Source organism: Streptomyces sp. NBC_01288, assembly GCF_035982055.1.
Classification (GTDB): Bacteria; Actinomycetota; Actinomycetes; order Streptomycetales; family Streptomycetaceae; genus Streptomyces.
Genome location: NZ_CP108427.1, coordinates 9,523,961 through 9,537,264, shown reverse-complemented (window position 1 = coordinate 9,537,264; position 13,304 = coordinate 9,523,961). Strand labels below are relative to the sequence as shown.

The 13,304-nt window shown below is 70.1% G+C and carries 13 protein-coding genes; 6 read left to right on the top strand and 7 right to left on the bottom strand.

The window, feature by feature from the left end; translation table 11 throughout:
- Positions 1-8: 8 nt before the first annotated feature.
- Together OG194_RS42830 and OG194_RS42825 are read right to left on the bottom strand one after the other, a co-directional pair.
- Entirely contained in the window at positions 9-734 is a 726-nt protein-coding gene (locus tag OG194_RS42830; protein ID WP_327406109.1) for a class I SAM-dependent methyltransferase, read from the bottom strand.
- A 5-nt stretch (positions 735-739) separates the two neighbouring features.
- Positions 740-1,303, bottom strand: coding sequence for a PadR family transcriptional regulator (locus OG194_RS42825; RefSeq protein WP_327406108.1), 564 nt, complete (start codon positions 1,301-1,303; stop codon positions 740-742).
- Positions 1,304-1,373: 70 nt separating this feature from the next.
- On the opposite strand from OG194_RS42825, the gene OG194_RS42820 reads away from it, so the two are divergent.
- On the top strand, positions 1,374-1,772 hold the full coding sequence (locus OG194_RS42820) for a nuclear transport factor 2 family protein (RefSeq protein WP_327406107.1): 399 nt from the start codon (positions 1,374-1,376) through the stop codon (positions 1,770-1,772).
- A 39-nt stretch (positions 1,773-1,811) separates the two neighbouring features.
- Here OG194_RS42820 and OG194_RS42815 read toward each other — a convergent pair whose 3' ends face one another.
- From OG194_RS42815 to OG194_RS42795, 5 genes are all read right to left on the bottom strand, one after another.
- Complete coding sequence (locus tag OG194_RS42815; RefSeq protein ID WP_327406106.1) at positions 1,812-3,731, bottom strand: hypothetical protein; 1,920 nt, start codon at positions 3,729-3,731, stop codon at positions 1,812-1,814.
- Positions 3,732-4,027: 296 nt separating this feature from the next.
- Entirely contained in the window at positions 4,028-4,798 is a 771-nt protein-coding gene (locus OG194_RS42810) for an SDR family NAD(P)-dependent oxidoreductase (RefSeq protein WP_327406105.1), read from the bottom strand.
- Entirely contained in the window at positions 4,795-6,096 is a 1,302-nt protein-coding gene (gene hisD / locus OG194_RS42805) for a histidinol dehydrogenase (RefSeq protein WP_327406104.1), read from the bottom strand. Before hisD ends, OG194_RS42810 begins: the two co-directional genes overlap by 4 nt.
- Positions 6,097-6,138: 42 nt before the next feature.
- On the bottom strand, positions 6,139-7,074 hold the full coding sequence (locus OG194_RS42800) for a VOC family protein (protein WP_327406103.1): 936 nt from the start codon (positions 7,072-7,074) through the stop codon (positions 6,139-6,141).
- Positions 7,071-8,045, bottom strand: a complete 975-nt coding sequence (locus OG194_RS42795) for a fumarylacetoacetate hydrolase family protein (RefSeq protein ID WP_327406102.1) — start codon at positions 8,043-8,045, stop codon at positions 7,071-7,073. The genes OG194_RS42800 and OG194_RS42795 overlap by 4 nt, the downstream gene beginning before the upstream one ends.
- Positions 8,046-8,478: 433 nt before the next feature.
- On the opposite strand from OG194_RS42795, the gene OG194_RS42790 reads away from it, so the two are divergent.
- From OG194_RS42790 to OG194_RS42770, 5 genes are read left to right on the top strand one after another with little or no spacing between them, the layout of a single operon-like run.
- Positions 8,479-8,784, top strand: coding sequence for an antibiotic biosynthesis monooxygenase family protein (locus OG194_RS42790; RefSeq protein WP_327406101.1), 306 nt, complete (start codon positions 8,479-8,481; stop codon positions 8,782-8,784).
- A gap of 37 nt (positions 8,785-8,821) precedes the next feature.
- A complete protein-coding gene (locus OG194_RS42785; RefSeq protein WP_327406100.1) occupies positions 8,822-9,946 on the top strand; it encodes an FAD-dependent monooxygenase in 1,125 nt (374 codons plus the stop codon).
- The gene (locus OG194_RS42780) at positions 9,943-10,950 is read left to right on the top strand and encodes an amidohydrolase family protein (protein WP_327406099.1); all 1,008 of its coding nucleotides are present in this window, start codon (positions 9,943-9,945) and stop codon (positions 10,948-10,950) included. Before OG194_RS42785 ends, OG194_RS42780 begins: the two co-directional genes overlap by 4 nt.
- Complete coding sequence (locus OG194_RS42775) at positions 10,947-11,924, top strand: cyclase family protein (protein ID WP_327406098.1); 978 nt, start codon at positions 10,947-10,949, stop codon at positions 11,922-11,924. The genes OG194_RS42780 and OG194_RS42775 overlap by 4 nt, the downstream gene beginning before the upstream one ends.
- Positions 11,925-11,932: 8 nt before the next feature.
- On the top strand, positions 11,933-13,303 hold the full coding sequence (locus OG194_RS42770; RefSeq protein WP_327406097.1) for an FAD-binding oxidoreductase: 1,371 nt from the start codon (positions 11,933-11,935) through the stop codon (positions 13,301-13,303).
- Position 13,304: the final 1 nt, after the last annotated feature.

The following is a 13,304-nucleotide window of genomic DNA, read 5'->3' as shown; positions in this document are numbered from 1 at the left end:
CCTTCCGGCTACGGCAGCCGTCGCGCCGCGACCATGCGGACGCGGGGGCTGCCGTCGCCACGACTCCCGAACTCGGGTAGCGCGTACAGGTCGACGTCGAATCCGATCCGCTCCAACTCCGGTTGCACGTAACCGAGTTGGAAGTCGCGGTAGTACATGACGAAGGGCGGTCGCCAGACGGCGTTGCGTACCTTCATCACCGCGTCGAAGCCGGACAGCATCCAGTACGCGGGCGATGCGGGACGCGGCGGTGCGACGACGGGGAAGGCGAAGCGGCCGCCGGGGCGCAGCACCGAGTGGACCTGTTCGAACAGACCGGGCAGTTCGCGGGGCAGGAAGTGGCCGAACGCCCCGAAGCTCACCACCAGGTCGAAGGCCGCAGTGAACGGCAGGGCCCGGGCGTCGCCGCGCACCCATGAGACGCGGGGCTCGCCGCTCGTCACCTGCTCCCGTGCGACGTCGAGCATGCCCGCGCTGAAGTCGACGCCGGTGACGCTCTCTTGGCACACCTTCGTCAGGACCTCGGCACCCGCGCCGGTGCCGCAGCACAGGTCGAGGCCGTCGTCGAAGGGGCCGACGCGGCGCAGCATCGTGGCGACCGCGTCGAGCAGCGGGGCCGGTGTGCGGAACGGGGTGTGGTCGAACTTGGGCGCGAGGAGGTCGTAGCCGTGCTCGACGGACGACATGGCCTGGACGGCGAGTTCGCGCAGACTGGGGCCTTCGGGGCTGAACATCCGGGTCAGCCTAGGGCAACGCGCTGCTTCAGGATCGCGAGAACGCGCTCGCACCAGCGCAGGTTCTCCTCCTCGAAGGTGATCCCGGCCATGAGCGTGAGATACGGCCCGATGCGGTCGGCGTCCCGGAGGTACTCCTCCTCGGTCCGGCCGCCGAGGAGCCGGGCCCGTACGCGCTCGTAACGGTCGAGCTTGCCGCGCGACCACGACCTGCGCTCCTCGATCAGCTCGCGGGTCACGGCGGGGTCGGTGCCGTCCATGGCCTGGATCTTGATGAGGAGTTCGTCGCGGATGGCGGTGGGGCGCCGGGGCGGCTCGGCGGCGAAGGTGTCGAGGTCGCGCCGGCCCGCGTCGGTGAGCGTGAACATCCTTTTGTTGGGCCTGCGTTCCTGCTGTACGACCCGTGCCTCGATCAGGCCGTCCTGGGCGAGGCGCTCCAGTTCGCGGTAGAGCTGCTGCGGTGTCGCGGGCCAGAAGTTCGCCAGCGACACGTCGAACACCTTCGCCAGCTCGTAGCCCGAGGCCTCGCCTTCCAGGAGGGCCGCGAGGACCGCGTACTTGAGGGACATGTGGACACGTTAACAGCCGTTGATTAGTCTCATCCACACCTACTCAACAAATTGACTATGAGGTGAACCGATGCGTGCGTTCCGTGAGGCGGTCGAGGCGCAGGACATGGACGCCGTCGAGGCGCTGCTGGCCGAGGACGTGGTCTTCACCAGCCCGGTCGTGTTCAAGCCGTACCCCGGCAAGGCGATCACCGCGGCGATCCTGCACGGGGTGGCGCGGGTCTTCGAGGACTTCCGGTACCTACGGGAGATCGGCGACCCGGACGGCAGCGACAGCGCGCTGATGTTCGCCGCGCGGATCGGCGACCGCGAGCTGACCGGCTGCGACTTCATCCACGTCGACGAGGAGGGCCTGATCGACGAACTGACGGTCATGGTCCGGCCGTTGTCGGGGGCGCAGGCGCTCCAGGCTGCCATGGGTGCGCAGTTCGAGCGGATCGCGAAGGAGGCGGAGGCGCGGCTCGGGTGAGCCCTTCGGCTCGGGTGGGCCCCGCGCCTCCGCCATCGCTCACGCGACGGTCAGCGTGAGCGCGCCCGTGTAGGTCTGGCCCGGCGTGATCGCCGTGGTCGTCCCGTCGACCGTCAGCGTGACCTTCTTGCCGCGGGGCGCCTTGACGGTCGCGTCGGCGGCGAGGGCGAGCCGGGTCAGGTACGAGGTGCCGGTGACCGTCCAGGTCGAGCCGCTGTTCAGCTGCACGATCGCGCCGTTGTTGACGGCGGCCTGGGCGGTGTTGGTGACGATGCCCAGCTCGTAGAAGGTCGACGCGTCGATGCTGGAGACCCGGTGCTTGGCCTTCGTCGCGGAGATCACGCCCTCGACGCTCGCGCCCTCGAAGGTGAGGACCATGTTCTTGCCCGTGCGCATGCCGTTGTAGAAGTCACCCTTCAACGCTATGGAGTTGAAGGTGGCGGCGCCGTCGGTGGCGTGCACGGCGGTCGGGTCGAAGGTCGCGTCCTTGGCCGGGTCGCCGGTGGGCTCGGTGTAGACGCCGATGTTCATCATCTTGCCGTTGACCGGGACCGGGCCCGGGTCGTCCAGCTCGATCATCTGGAGGATGATCCCGTCGCGCGGGTTGAGCCGGGTGCCCTGTGAGCCGTCGACGCTGATCGTGGTCTGCTGGCCCTTGTTGAGGAAGGTGGCCCGGTCGGAGTTGATCACCGTGCCGCCGTCGAGGGTGAGTTGGCCGGCGCCGAAGAACATGTAGCCGAAGTGCCCGGAGTTCACGACGGTGTTGCGCGCCGGGATCGACGCCAACTCTGCTTTGGACAGCCCGAGTTCCAGCTCGGTGTTGAGCGCGGAGACGGCGGCCCTGGTGCTGTCGCCGTAGTGCACGACCGCGGCCGGGCCCGCGATGATGGTCGCGTAGCTGCCGACGTCGAGCCGGGAGCCGAGCACCCGCACGGTCGCGTCGCCGATGGCGTAGGTGCCGTAGCCGTACTCCCCCGTGTTGCCGAAGTGGCTGTTGATCGCGGTCAGTTTGAGCCCGCTGCCGCCCTCGACCGACAGGGCGCCCCACGTCTCGGAGAACACGGTCGAGTTGAGGTAGGTGGCCTTGCTGTTCTTGCCGATGAGGTTGGTGGCGCGGACGTTGCCGTCGAGGCCGAGCATCCAGGGCACGGACTCCATGTACGGCGTCTCGACGGTGGCTTGGTAGTCGGCGGGCAGAACGCCGTTGCGGGCGCGGAGGACGGAGTCCTTGACGATGACGTTGGCACCGTCGTTGGCGATGACGGCGGTGCGGACGACTCCCTTGTTGTCGATGCGGGCGCCGTCGACGACGAGCGTGGTCGCGGAGCCGTCGCCGACGACCGCGGCGCCGTAGCCCGCGAAGTCGCAACGGCCGTTGCCCGTAAGGGAGATGGAGGGGCGGTCGAGCGTGTAGGTGGCGTCCTGGACGTACACGCCGTCGAAGCACTCGCCGGTCGAGGTGATCGACACGTTCTTCGCGTAGGCGTCCGTCAGCTTGCCGCCGAGGACGGCCGCGAGGACGGACTTGTCCGTGACCACGCCGTCGCCGTCGACGTACACCGCCTGCCGGAACGGGAAGGTGAGCGTCTCGTACGTCACCTCGTTGGCGGCGGAGACGGTCAGGACGACGTCTCCCCGGTAGGTGCCGGCCTGGATCAGGGTGGCCGTTCCGCCGGTGGCGGTGAGGAGTTGGCCGGTCTCCACTCCGTCGACGGTAAGGGAGAGGCTGGAGCCGTCCGGGGCGGCGATCGTGCCGCCGGCGGCGATGGACAGCTCGCTCACGCGGGTGGTGGTGGAGACCGTGTACGTCTCACCGGAGGCGACCGAGATCCGCTTGCCCGAAGCCTTCGGGGTCTTGGTGGCCGTCGGCGCGGCGGTGGCGGAGACCGCCGGCACGAGTACGGCTCCGGCCGTGGCGGTACCGGCGATCAGGACCGAGCGTCGGGTGATCAGCGTCATTGCTTGCCTTCCCAGGGATCGATGCGCCGTCGCGCAGTGTGACCGGCAGACCGTCGAACGCGGGGTGCGGACGGCCCGGCGGAGGCACCGAAGGTGCGCACGAGGGAGTGAAGCAGCCATGAGAACCAGGGAATAGGCGGGCGGCACACACATATACGAGCCCGATGCCTCGGATCAGGCGGACCATTTCATGGCGGTCACACAGAGTCGTCATAGCGGGTGTGCTCCCGTACGCACGACGGCGAGGCGGGCGGCTCGTCAGCCGTCCACCTCGCCGTTTTCCGCACCCCGTTCAGCTACGACGGGGCGATCATCCCGGCTGACAGGTCGATGTCGGCCCCGCACAGGCCGGGCATCGCCAGCATCGCCACGAGCGCCTGCGCGACCTCGTGCTCCTCGACGAGCCGGCCGAGGGCGGCCCGGGAGGCGAAGTCGCGCTCGGCCTCGGCGACCGTACAGCCGGTCAGTTCGGCGGTGAGCCGGAAGTTCCGGTCCATGCGCGGGCCCCGAACCGGGCCCGGGGAAAGGGAGTTGACCGCGATCCCCTGCGGGCCGACCTCCCCGGCGAGCGTCCGGGTCAGGCCGAGCAACGCCATCTTGGAGGCGGTGTACGGGGTGCGGTTGAGGAGTGGCCGCTTGCCGCTCACCGAAGCGACGTTGACGATGTCACCGCGCCCGGCCGCGAGCATCGGCGGCAGGAAGGCGCGGCACATCAGATACACGCCCCGGACGTTGGCGGCGAACACGTCGTCCCACTCGTCCGGTTCGATGTCGACCAACGGCCGTACAGGACCGGCGACTCCGGCGTTGTTGACGAGCAACGACACGTTCTCGTCCGCGAGTTGGGCGGCGAGCGCGTCCACGGCCGCCGGATCGGAGACGTCACACACTCCCGTACGGGCCTGTCCGCCTTCCTTCTCCACCTGTGCCGCCGCCTCCGCGAGCGCCGCCCCGTTGCGCCCGACCAGGATTACCCGTGCACCGGTGTCCGCGAGGGCCAGCGCGAAGGAACGCCCCAGCGGCCCGCCGCCACCAGTGACCAACGCTGTACGGCCGACCAGGGTCATGGAGTGTTCCAGGGCAGCTCGTCGCCCGCGGCCCTCGCCGCCCGTACGTCGCCGGAGCGCGCGTGCCCCTCGAACAGCTCGACGCGGGCCGCCCGCCCGCACAGTCGGCCGAGCAGCGCCTGGGAGTCGGTGTCGGTGACCTCCTGGTAGGTGACCGTCTTGAGGTACTTCCCCACCCACAGGCCGCCGGTATAGCGCGCGGCACCACGTGTGGGCAGCACATGGTTCGTGCCGATGACCTTGTCGCCGAACGACACACAGGTTCCCTCGCCGAGGAACAGGGCGCCGTACTGGGTCATTCGCTCCAGCGCGAGGCGCGGTTCGGCGGTCAGGACTTCCACGTGCTCGAAGGCGAACTCGTCGGCGAGGGTGTACAGCTCGTCGAGGGTGTCGACGACGTGGACCTGGCCGTGGTCGCGCCAGGCGGGCTCGGCGAAGTCGCGGGTGGGCATGCCGGGCAGGAGGCGTTCCACCTCGGCGATGGTCTTCTCGGCGACCTCGCGGGAGGTGGTGATGAGGACGGCCGGGGAGTCCGGGCCGTGCTCGGCCTGGGAGAGCAGGTCCACGGCGCACACGAACGGGTCGGCCTCGTCGTCGGCGAGGACCAGGATCTCGGTCGGCCCGGCGAACAGGTCGATGCCGATCTCCCCGAACAACTGCCGCTTGGCCTCGGCGACATAGGCGTTGCCGGGCCCGGCGATCAGGTTGACGGGCCGCATCGTGTCGGTGCCGACGGACATGGCGGCCACGGCCTGCACCCCGCCGAGCAGCCAGATCTCGTCGGCGCCGGCGAGATGCATGGCGGCGACGGTGGCGGCCGGAATCTCCCCGTGGATGGGCGGCGTGCAGGCCACGACCCGGGGCACGCCCGCGACCTTGGCGGTGACGATCGTCATGTGGGCGGAGGCGGTGAGCGGGTAACGGCCACCGGGGATGTACGCGCCCGCCGCCTGCACCGGGATGTGCTTCTGCCCGAGCCGCACTCCCGGCAGGGTCTCCACCTCGAACTCCCGCAAGGAGTCGAGCTGGTGGCGGGCGAAGGTTCGCACCTGGTCCTGGACGAAGCGGATGTCGTCGATGACCTGCTGCGGCACCGACGCGATGATCTTCTCGACCTCCTCGTCGGTCAGCCGGAAGGAGTCGGGGCTCCATTTGTCGAACTTCTCGGAGTAGGCGCGCACCGCCTCGTCACCGCGCGCACGGATGTCCGCGATGACGCCGGTCACGGTCTCGCGCACCTGGGCGAGCGAGGCGGTCACCTCCGACTTGGGCACGGCGTGCTTCAGGATCGTTGCCACAACTGCGGCCTCTCTGCGGGTGGTTCACGACAAAGGGGTGGGTTAGACCGGCGGCGCTTCGAACAGCACGTCGGGGTCGTTGAACTGCTCCTTGGCGACCGACTCGCTCATCGGGTCGGCCGTGCCCCACTGGTCCTGCGTGATCGGGTCGTCGACGTCGTGCCGCCCCGGGTGCCACAAGTCCTCTTCGAGGACGGCGAGTTCGGTCGTGTACTCGACGGTGTTGCCGTGCGGGTCGTGGAAGTAGGAGAAGGTGTTGTCACCGGCGAGATGCCGCCCGGGCCCCCAGGTCAGCCGGGTCCCGGCACGCAGCGCCCGCCCGGTGCCGCGCATGTACTCCTCGACCCCGCGCATCTCGAACGAGGCGTGGTGCAGGGAGACATGGGGTCCCCGGGCGATCGCGAAGGAGTGGTGCAGCGGGCTGCACCGCAGGAAGTACATGAGGTCGCCCATGTGCGTCGAGTACAGAGTGTCCGTGAGCCGGAACCCGAGGTGCTGGACGTAGAAGTCCCGAAGCCCTTCCGGGTCCTGGGAGTTGACCACACAGTGCGAGAGCCGGACCGGGATCGCCTCACGCTCCTCGATCTTCCGGTGAGCGCGCGTCTCGACATCGGCCGAGACCTCGACGACCCGCCCGTCCGGGTCGAAGAACCGGAATCCGTATCCGCCGCCGGGGGTGTCCAACACGCCGGGTTCGGCGAGGAGTTGAATGCCCGCCCGTCCCAGCCGCCCGTGCAACTCGTCCACGGCGGCCGGTGACACGGCCCCGAAGGCGACGAGGTCCATCCGCTTCCGTTCGTCCTCGCGGATGCGGACGATGTACTGCTCCGGGCTGCCCTCGGCGGCGAAGAAGGCGACTCCGCTGTCGTTGGCGACCTCGGTCAGGCCCCAGGTGGTGCCGTAGAAGGCGCGCTGGCGGGCGAAGTCCGGTACGGCCAGGTCGACATGGCGCAGATGGGTGATGGGCTGGAAGCTCATGCGTGGCTCCTGACGGTGTTGCGCTGGTGGCCCAGGCCGGTGATCTCGGACTCGACGACGTCGCCGGGCGTCAGGAAGACGCCCCAGTGCGCGCCGTTGCCGGCCGGGGAGCCGGTGAGCAGGAGGTCGCCGGGGCGCAGGGTGGTGGTCGTGGAGATGTACGCGATGAGGCGCGGGATGTCGAAGATCATGTCCTTGGTGGACTCGTCCTGGCGGACAACTCCGTTGTGGCGCAGGGTGATCCTCAGGTCCCCGGGGTCCCCGACGAAGGCCGCCGGTACCAGGAAGGGTCCGGTCGGCAGGAAGGTGTCGGCGTTCTTCGCGGTGAACCAGTCGGTGCCGATGGCCTTGAGGTCGGGCCGGTAGAGGCGGTCACGGGTCGTGAGGTCGTTGCTGATCGTGTACGCGGCGACGTACTCCATCGCATCCTCGGCCGCGATGTTCTTGCCCGACTTGCCGATGACCAGGGCGAGTTCGAGTTCCCAGTCGTGCTGTTCGCCGAGCGCGGGGAGCACGATGTCGTCGTAGGGACCGGAGATGGCGCGCGGGGAGCCGAGGAAGACGTACGGCACTCCGTTGCGGGCGCGCTCGTCCATCATCGACTCGGCATCGGCGCGGGCCTCTTCGGGGGTGGCGCCGTGCACGCTCTCCTTCTCGGCGGCGACCAGATCGACCACGTGCTTGCGGTAGTTGGCGCCGCTCTGCAGGATCTGGCCGGGCTCGATCGGGGTCAGGACGCGCAGCACGGCCAGCTCGTGCCAGGTCCCCTCGGTGGACCGGGCCAGGCCGTCGAGCCGGGGCAGCCAGCCCGCCCAGTCCTCGACCAGCGCGCGGATCGACGGCACGAGGTCGGAGAGGTCGCGCACGCGGTCGCCGGTGACCAGGCCGGGGAAGCCCGCCTCACCGGAGGCACCGGAGGCGAAGGTGCCGAGCGCGAAGGGTCCGGCATGGGTGGGCAGTGGATCGGGCACGGCGCTCTCCTCGTACGGGTGGGGGCTCGCCGTCGACGCTAGGCAGCCTCGGGGCGCGGCGGAAATGGCGATCCGCGATGCCTGCCATCACCGGCCCGGCGTGCCCAGAACGGCGGCTCCATCGGCTGCCCGCCTGACACGGAACCGCTCCTCCATCGGCGGGCCGCCGGGCACGGATCCGCCGCCCGGTCGGCAGGCCGTCAGGCACACAACCGCTGCCACCGCGTCCTGCCGGGGCGGATAGACGCCGTCCGAGATCCCCGGCCCGCCCGACACCGAAGCCCTGTCCCTTTGGCGCCCCGCCGCACAGCTGAACCGCAGCTCCATCGCCGTACGGGATGCATGACGTCCCCCTTGCCGATGCCTCGATCCGTTGACCGTGCATCGACCGCCCACGCAGGCTCGGAGCACCCACTTTCCCGAGGAGAAGAACGTGATAGTCGAGCATGCCGAGCTGACCGTCGAGGCCGGTCGTGAGCGGGAGTTCGCGGAGGTGTTCGGCAAGGCCCGTGAGGTGCTGGCCGAGGCCGACGGGTTCCGCTGGGCCGAGTTGCTGCGCGGTGCGGAGCGGCCGACGACCTTCCTGCTGCTGGTCGGCTGGGAGTCGGTCGAGGCGCACAACGTCGGCTTCCGGGAGTCCGAGGCCTTCGGGCGCTGGCGGGCTCTCGTCGGGCCGTTCTTCGCCGGGCCGCCGACCGTCGAGCACTTCCACGAACTCGGCGACCGCTTCTCCGGCTGACCCCCCACTCCGCTGTCTACGTTCGCAAGGATCGCCCATGCCCGTACAAAAGGTGCTCGTCGTCGGCGGCGGCATCACCGGAAGCGTGCTGTGTCTCGCGCTCGCCCAACGCGGCGCCGAGGTGGAGCTCGCCGAGATCTCTCCGCAGTGGTTCGGGGTGGGCCATGGCATCACCCTTCAGGGCAACGCGCTCAAGGCGCTGCGTTCCGTGGGTGTGCTGGACCGGGTGCTGGCCCGGGCGGTGCCGTTCGACATCATGCGGCTGCGCCGCGCCGACGGCGGGCTGCTCACCGCGTTGAACACCCCGCACACCGGCGGCCCCGAACTGCCTTCCACAGCCGGGGCGTTGCGCTCGGATCTACAGAACGCGCTGTGCGACGCGGTGCGCGCGCACGGGGTGCGGGTCCGCCTCGGGCTGAGCGTGGAACGGCTCGACCAGACACCCGACCACGTGGACGTGACCTTCACCGACGGTACGACCGGCCGCTACGACCTCGTCGTGGGCGCCGACGGCATCAACTCGGCGATGCGCGAACTGATCGGCATCGACGCCAAGCCCCGCCCCGTCGGCATGTCGATCTTCCGGGTCGTTGCCGACCGCCCGGCCGAGATGGACTGCGCCGAGGTGTACTACGGCGGCCCCCGCTTCAAGGCCGGCTACAGCCCGATCTCCCCCGACCAGTGCTACGCCTACCTCCTCGACGAGAACCTCGACACCACCCTGATCGGCCCCCGCGCCCCGCTCGACCTGCTGCGCGAACGCGGCGCCGGGTACGGCGGCACCTGGGGGCAGATCCTCGCCTCGCTGCCCGACGACACGGCGGTGGACTACCGCTGGATCGAGGCGATCCTCGTCGACGAGCCCTGGCACCGGGGCCGCGCGATGGTCATCGGCGACGCGGCACACGCCTGTCCGCCGCTGATCGCGCAGGGCGCGGCGATGTGCATGGAAGACGCCGTGCTGCTCGCGGAGTTGGTGACGGGCGACGAGCCGACCCAGAAGGCCCTGGACCACTTCATGGCCCGGCGGCTCCCCCGCGTCCGGATGGTCCTGGAGAACTCCCTCCAGCTCGCCGACTGGGAGATCCACCCGGACACTCCCGGCGCGGACCCGGCCCGGATCATGTCGGAGACCCTGGGCAACCTGACGGCGGCGGCGTGAGCGGCTCGCCCGTGGTCGACTTCCACGGCCACCTCGCCGTCCCCGCCGCCGACGCCCTGGTCGCGGGCACCCCGGGTCTCGCCGCCGAGCTGACGGCCGAGCAGCGCGCCCACTCCCCCGCGTCCATGGCCGTCAACCGCGCCCAACTCCAGCGCCTGGCAGTCAAGTTGACGGATGTCACCACCCGCCTCGCGGACCTGGACGCGATGGGCGTCGACATCCAGGTGGTCGGCCCGATGCCGATGCACCACTACTGGGCGAACCCGGACCTCGCGATCCACCTCGCCCGTACCGTGAACGCGGCCGTGGCCGCGCACTGCGCCACCGCACCCGACCGGCTGTACGGATTGGGCACGGTCCCGCTCCAACACCCGGATCTCGCGGTCGCGTTGCTCGACCAGGCGGTCAACGACCATGGCCTGTACGGCGTCAGCGTCTCCACGACGGTCGACGGCCGCGAACTGGCCGACCCGGCGCACGACGTGGTGTGGCAGCGGGCCGAGGAGCTGGGTGTGGTCGTCTTCGTGCACCCGTGGGGCTGCTCCCTCGGCGAGCGCCTGGCCACCAACTACCTGGGAAACACGGTCGGTCAGCCGGTGGAGACGACGGTCGCGCTCTCGCAGCTCATCTTCACCGGAGTCCTGGACCGCTTCCCGCGCCTGAAGCTGGTGGCGGCACACGGCGGGGGCTATCTGCCGACGTACATCGGCCGCTCCGACCACGCCTGGCAGGTACGGGAGGACGCGCGCGGCTGCGCCGAACCACCGAGCGCCTATCTGCGCCGGATGTGGTTCGACGCGCTGGTGTACACCCCGGGCGCGCTACGCCATCTCGTCGAGGCGGTGGGCGCGGACCGGGTGGTCCTCGGTACCGACCACCCCTTCGACATGGGCGTCGACGACCCGGTGGCCCGTCTGGACGCGGCCGGGCTCACCCCGGCCGACCGGGCCGCCGTCGCCGGGGGCAACGCCCTCGACCTGCTCCTGAAAGGACGTACGCGATGACCGCCGGTGCCCTCGGTCCGATCGAGGAAGAACTCGCCAAGGCCCGTTCCGCCTACCGCAATTGGGGCCGCTGGGGCGATGACGACGTGCTCGGCACGCTCAACTTCATCGACGACGCGATCCGCGCCCACGCGGTGGGTCTGGTGCGGCGCGGGCGGTCCTTCTCGCTGGCCCAGGAGTTCAACGAGTCGGGTCCGCAGCGCGGTTTCCGCGGCCGTATCAACCCGGTCCACTACATGAAGGACACCGGCTCCGACGCGGCGGCCGGCACCCAGGGCTTCCCGCACGGATTCGGCGGCGCCGACGACCACATCGTGATGCCGCTGCAGGCCTCCACGCAGTGGGACGGGCTGGGCCACATCTACGACAACAAGCAGGCGTGGAACGGCCGTCCGTGCACCATCGTCAACGGCGACGGCGACTCGGTCACCGGCATCGAGCACATGAAGGAGGCCTTCACCAGCCGTGGGGTCCTCCTCGACGTGGGCCGCGCGGTCGGCGACGAGCACGGTGAACTCCCGGACGGGTTCCCCGTCTTGGAGGAGCATCTGCGGGCGACGATCGAGGCGCAGGGCGCGACCAGTTCCGTACGGCGCGGGGACCTCGTCCTGCTCCGCACCGGGCAACTCGGCCGCGTACGGCGGCTCGGCGCGTGGGGCGGTTACGCCGCCGGAGACGCGCCCGGCCTCTCCTTCACCACCCTCGGCTGGCTGCACCGCACGGAGATCGCGGCGATCGCCTCCGACACCTGGGGACTTGAGGTACGTCCCTACGAGTTCCCGCAACCCGCGATGTCCCCGCTGCACCAGATAGCGATCCCCAACATGGGCCTCCCGTTGGGCGAGATGTGGGACCTGGAGGCGCTGGCCGAGGACTGCGCGGCCGACGGCGTCTACGAGTTCCTGCTGGTCGCCGCGCCGCTGCCGGTGACCGGTGCGGTGGGCGCCCCCGTCAATCCGATCGCGATCAAGTGAGTACCAGCGTGAACCTGAACCGTTTCTCCGGCACCCTCCACCTCCCTGACGACGAGGACTTCGAGACGGCGTGCTTCGGGCGGGTCTTCAACGCCCGCCGCCCGTCGGACCGTTCACCGGCGGCCGTCCTGATGGCCGAGTCCGAGCAGGACGTGGTGGAGGGCGTCCGGCTCGCCCTCGAACGCGGCTGGCAGGTCGCCGTCCGCTCCGGCGGGCACAGTTGGGCCGCGTGGTCGGTGCGCGAGGACGCACTGCTGATCGACCTCGGGGGCTTCCGCGAGATGGCGTACGACCCGGGGACCGGGATCGTGACAGCGACGCCCAGCGTCAAGGGCGGCGACGAACTCAACCCGTACCTCGGCGAGTTCGGCCGTTTCTTCAACGGCGGGCACTGCCCCTCCGTGGGCATCGGCGGCTTTCTGCTCCAGGGCGGGCAGGGCTGGAACGCGCGCGGCTGGGGCTGGGCGGCGGAGAACATCGTGGCCATCGATGTCGTCACCGCCGAGGGCGAGTTGGTGCGCGCCGACGAGACCCAGCACAGCGATCTGTTCTGGGCGGCGCGCGGTGCGGGTCCGGGTTTCTTCGGCATCGTCACACGCTTCCATCTGCGCACCCGCCCGCTGCCGCGGTACCTGGGCCACACCGTGCACGCGTATCCACTCGACCTGTTCGACGAGGTCATGACCTGGCTGCACGGCATGCACCACACGGTCTCGGACCTGGTGGAGATCGTCGCGCTCACCCAGACACCTCCCGGCCTGGACGAGCCGGTGCTGCTGGTCACGGGCGTGTCGATGACCGACACCGCCGAGGAGGCAGCCGAGGCGCTGGCGCCGCTGCACGCCAACCCGTACGCGGACCGGGCACTGTTCCGCGTGGAGGCCCAACAGACCACCCTCGCGGAGCAGTTGGCGGGTCAGCGCATCGCCAACCCCGAAGGCCACCGCTATCTCGTCGACAACGCCTGGCTGACCGGCCCCGCCGACGAGGTCGTCCCGGCGATCCGCAGGGCGTTCACCGAGCAGCCCACCCGGCAGACCTTCACCATCTGGTTCTCCATGGCCCCCCTGCGCCAACTCCCCGACATGGCCTTCTCGTTGCAGTCGGAGATCTACTGCGCCACGTACGTCATCCACGACGACCCGGCACGGGACGCGGAGTTGCGCGCCTGGCTGGACGGGGCGATGGCGGACATGCGGCCGGTGACCGCCGGCCAGTACCTCGGCGACTCGGACTTCACCGTGCGGCAGTTGAGGTTCATGGGCGACGAACAGTGGCGGCGGCTGCGGGAGATCCGGGCCGCGTACGACCCCAAGGGGCTCTTCGCGGGCTACCTCAGCACGGGGACCGTCACCAACACCAACCACTGGGAGCAGTGAG

What these genes read in the sequence shown, in the direction of transcription:
- OG194_RS42820 (WP_327406107.1), top strand. Translation starts at nt 1,374, where the DNA reads ATGCGTGCGTTCCGTGAGGCGGTCGAGGCGCAGGACATGGACGCCGTC.
- OG194_RS42830 (WP_327406109.1), bottom strand. Translation starts at nt 734, where the DNA reads ATGTTCAGCCCCGAAGGCCCCAGTCTGCGCGAACTCGCCGTCCAGGCC.
- OG194_RS42825 (WP_327406108.1), bottom strand. Translation starts at nt 1,303, where the DNA reads ATGTCCCTCAAGTACGCGGTCCTCGCGGCCCTCCTGGAAGGCGAGGCC.
- OG194_RS42810 (WP_327406105.1), bottom strand. Translation starts at nt 4,798, where the DNA reads ATGACCCTGGTCGGCCGTACAGCGTTGGTCACTGGTGGCGGCGGGCCG.
- OG194_RS42775 (WP_327406098.1), top strand. Translation starts at nt 10,947, where the DNA reads ATGACCGCCGGTGCCCTCGGTCCGATCGAGGAAGAACTCGCCAAGGCC.
- OG194_RS42815 (WP_327406106.1), bottom strand. Translation starts at nt 3,731, where the DNA reads ATGACGCTGATCACCCGACGCTCGGTCCTGATCGCCGGTACCGCCACG.
- OG194_RS42785 (WP_327406100.1), top strand. Translation starts at nt 8,822, where the DNA reads ATGCCCGTACAAAAGGTGCTCGTCGTCGGCGGCGGCATCACCGGAAGC.
- OG194_RS42800 (WP_327406103.1), bottom strand. Translation starts at nt 7,074, where the DNA reads ATGAGCTTCCAGCCCATCACCCATCTGCGCCATGTCGACCTGGCCGTA.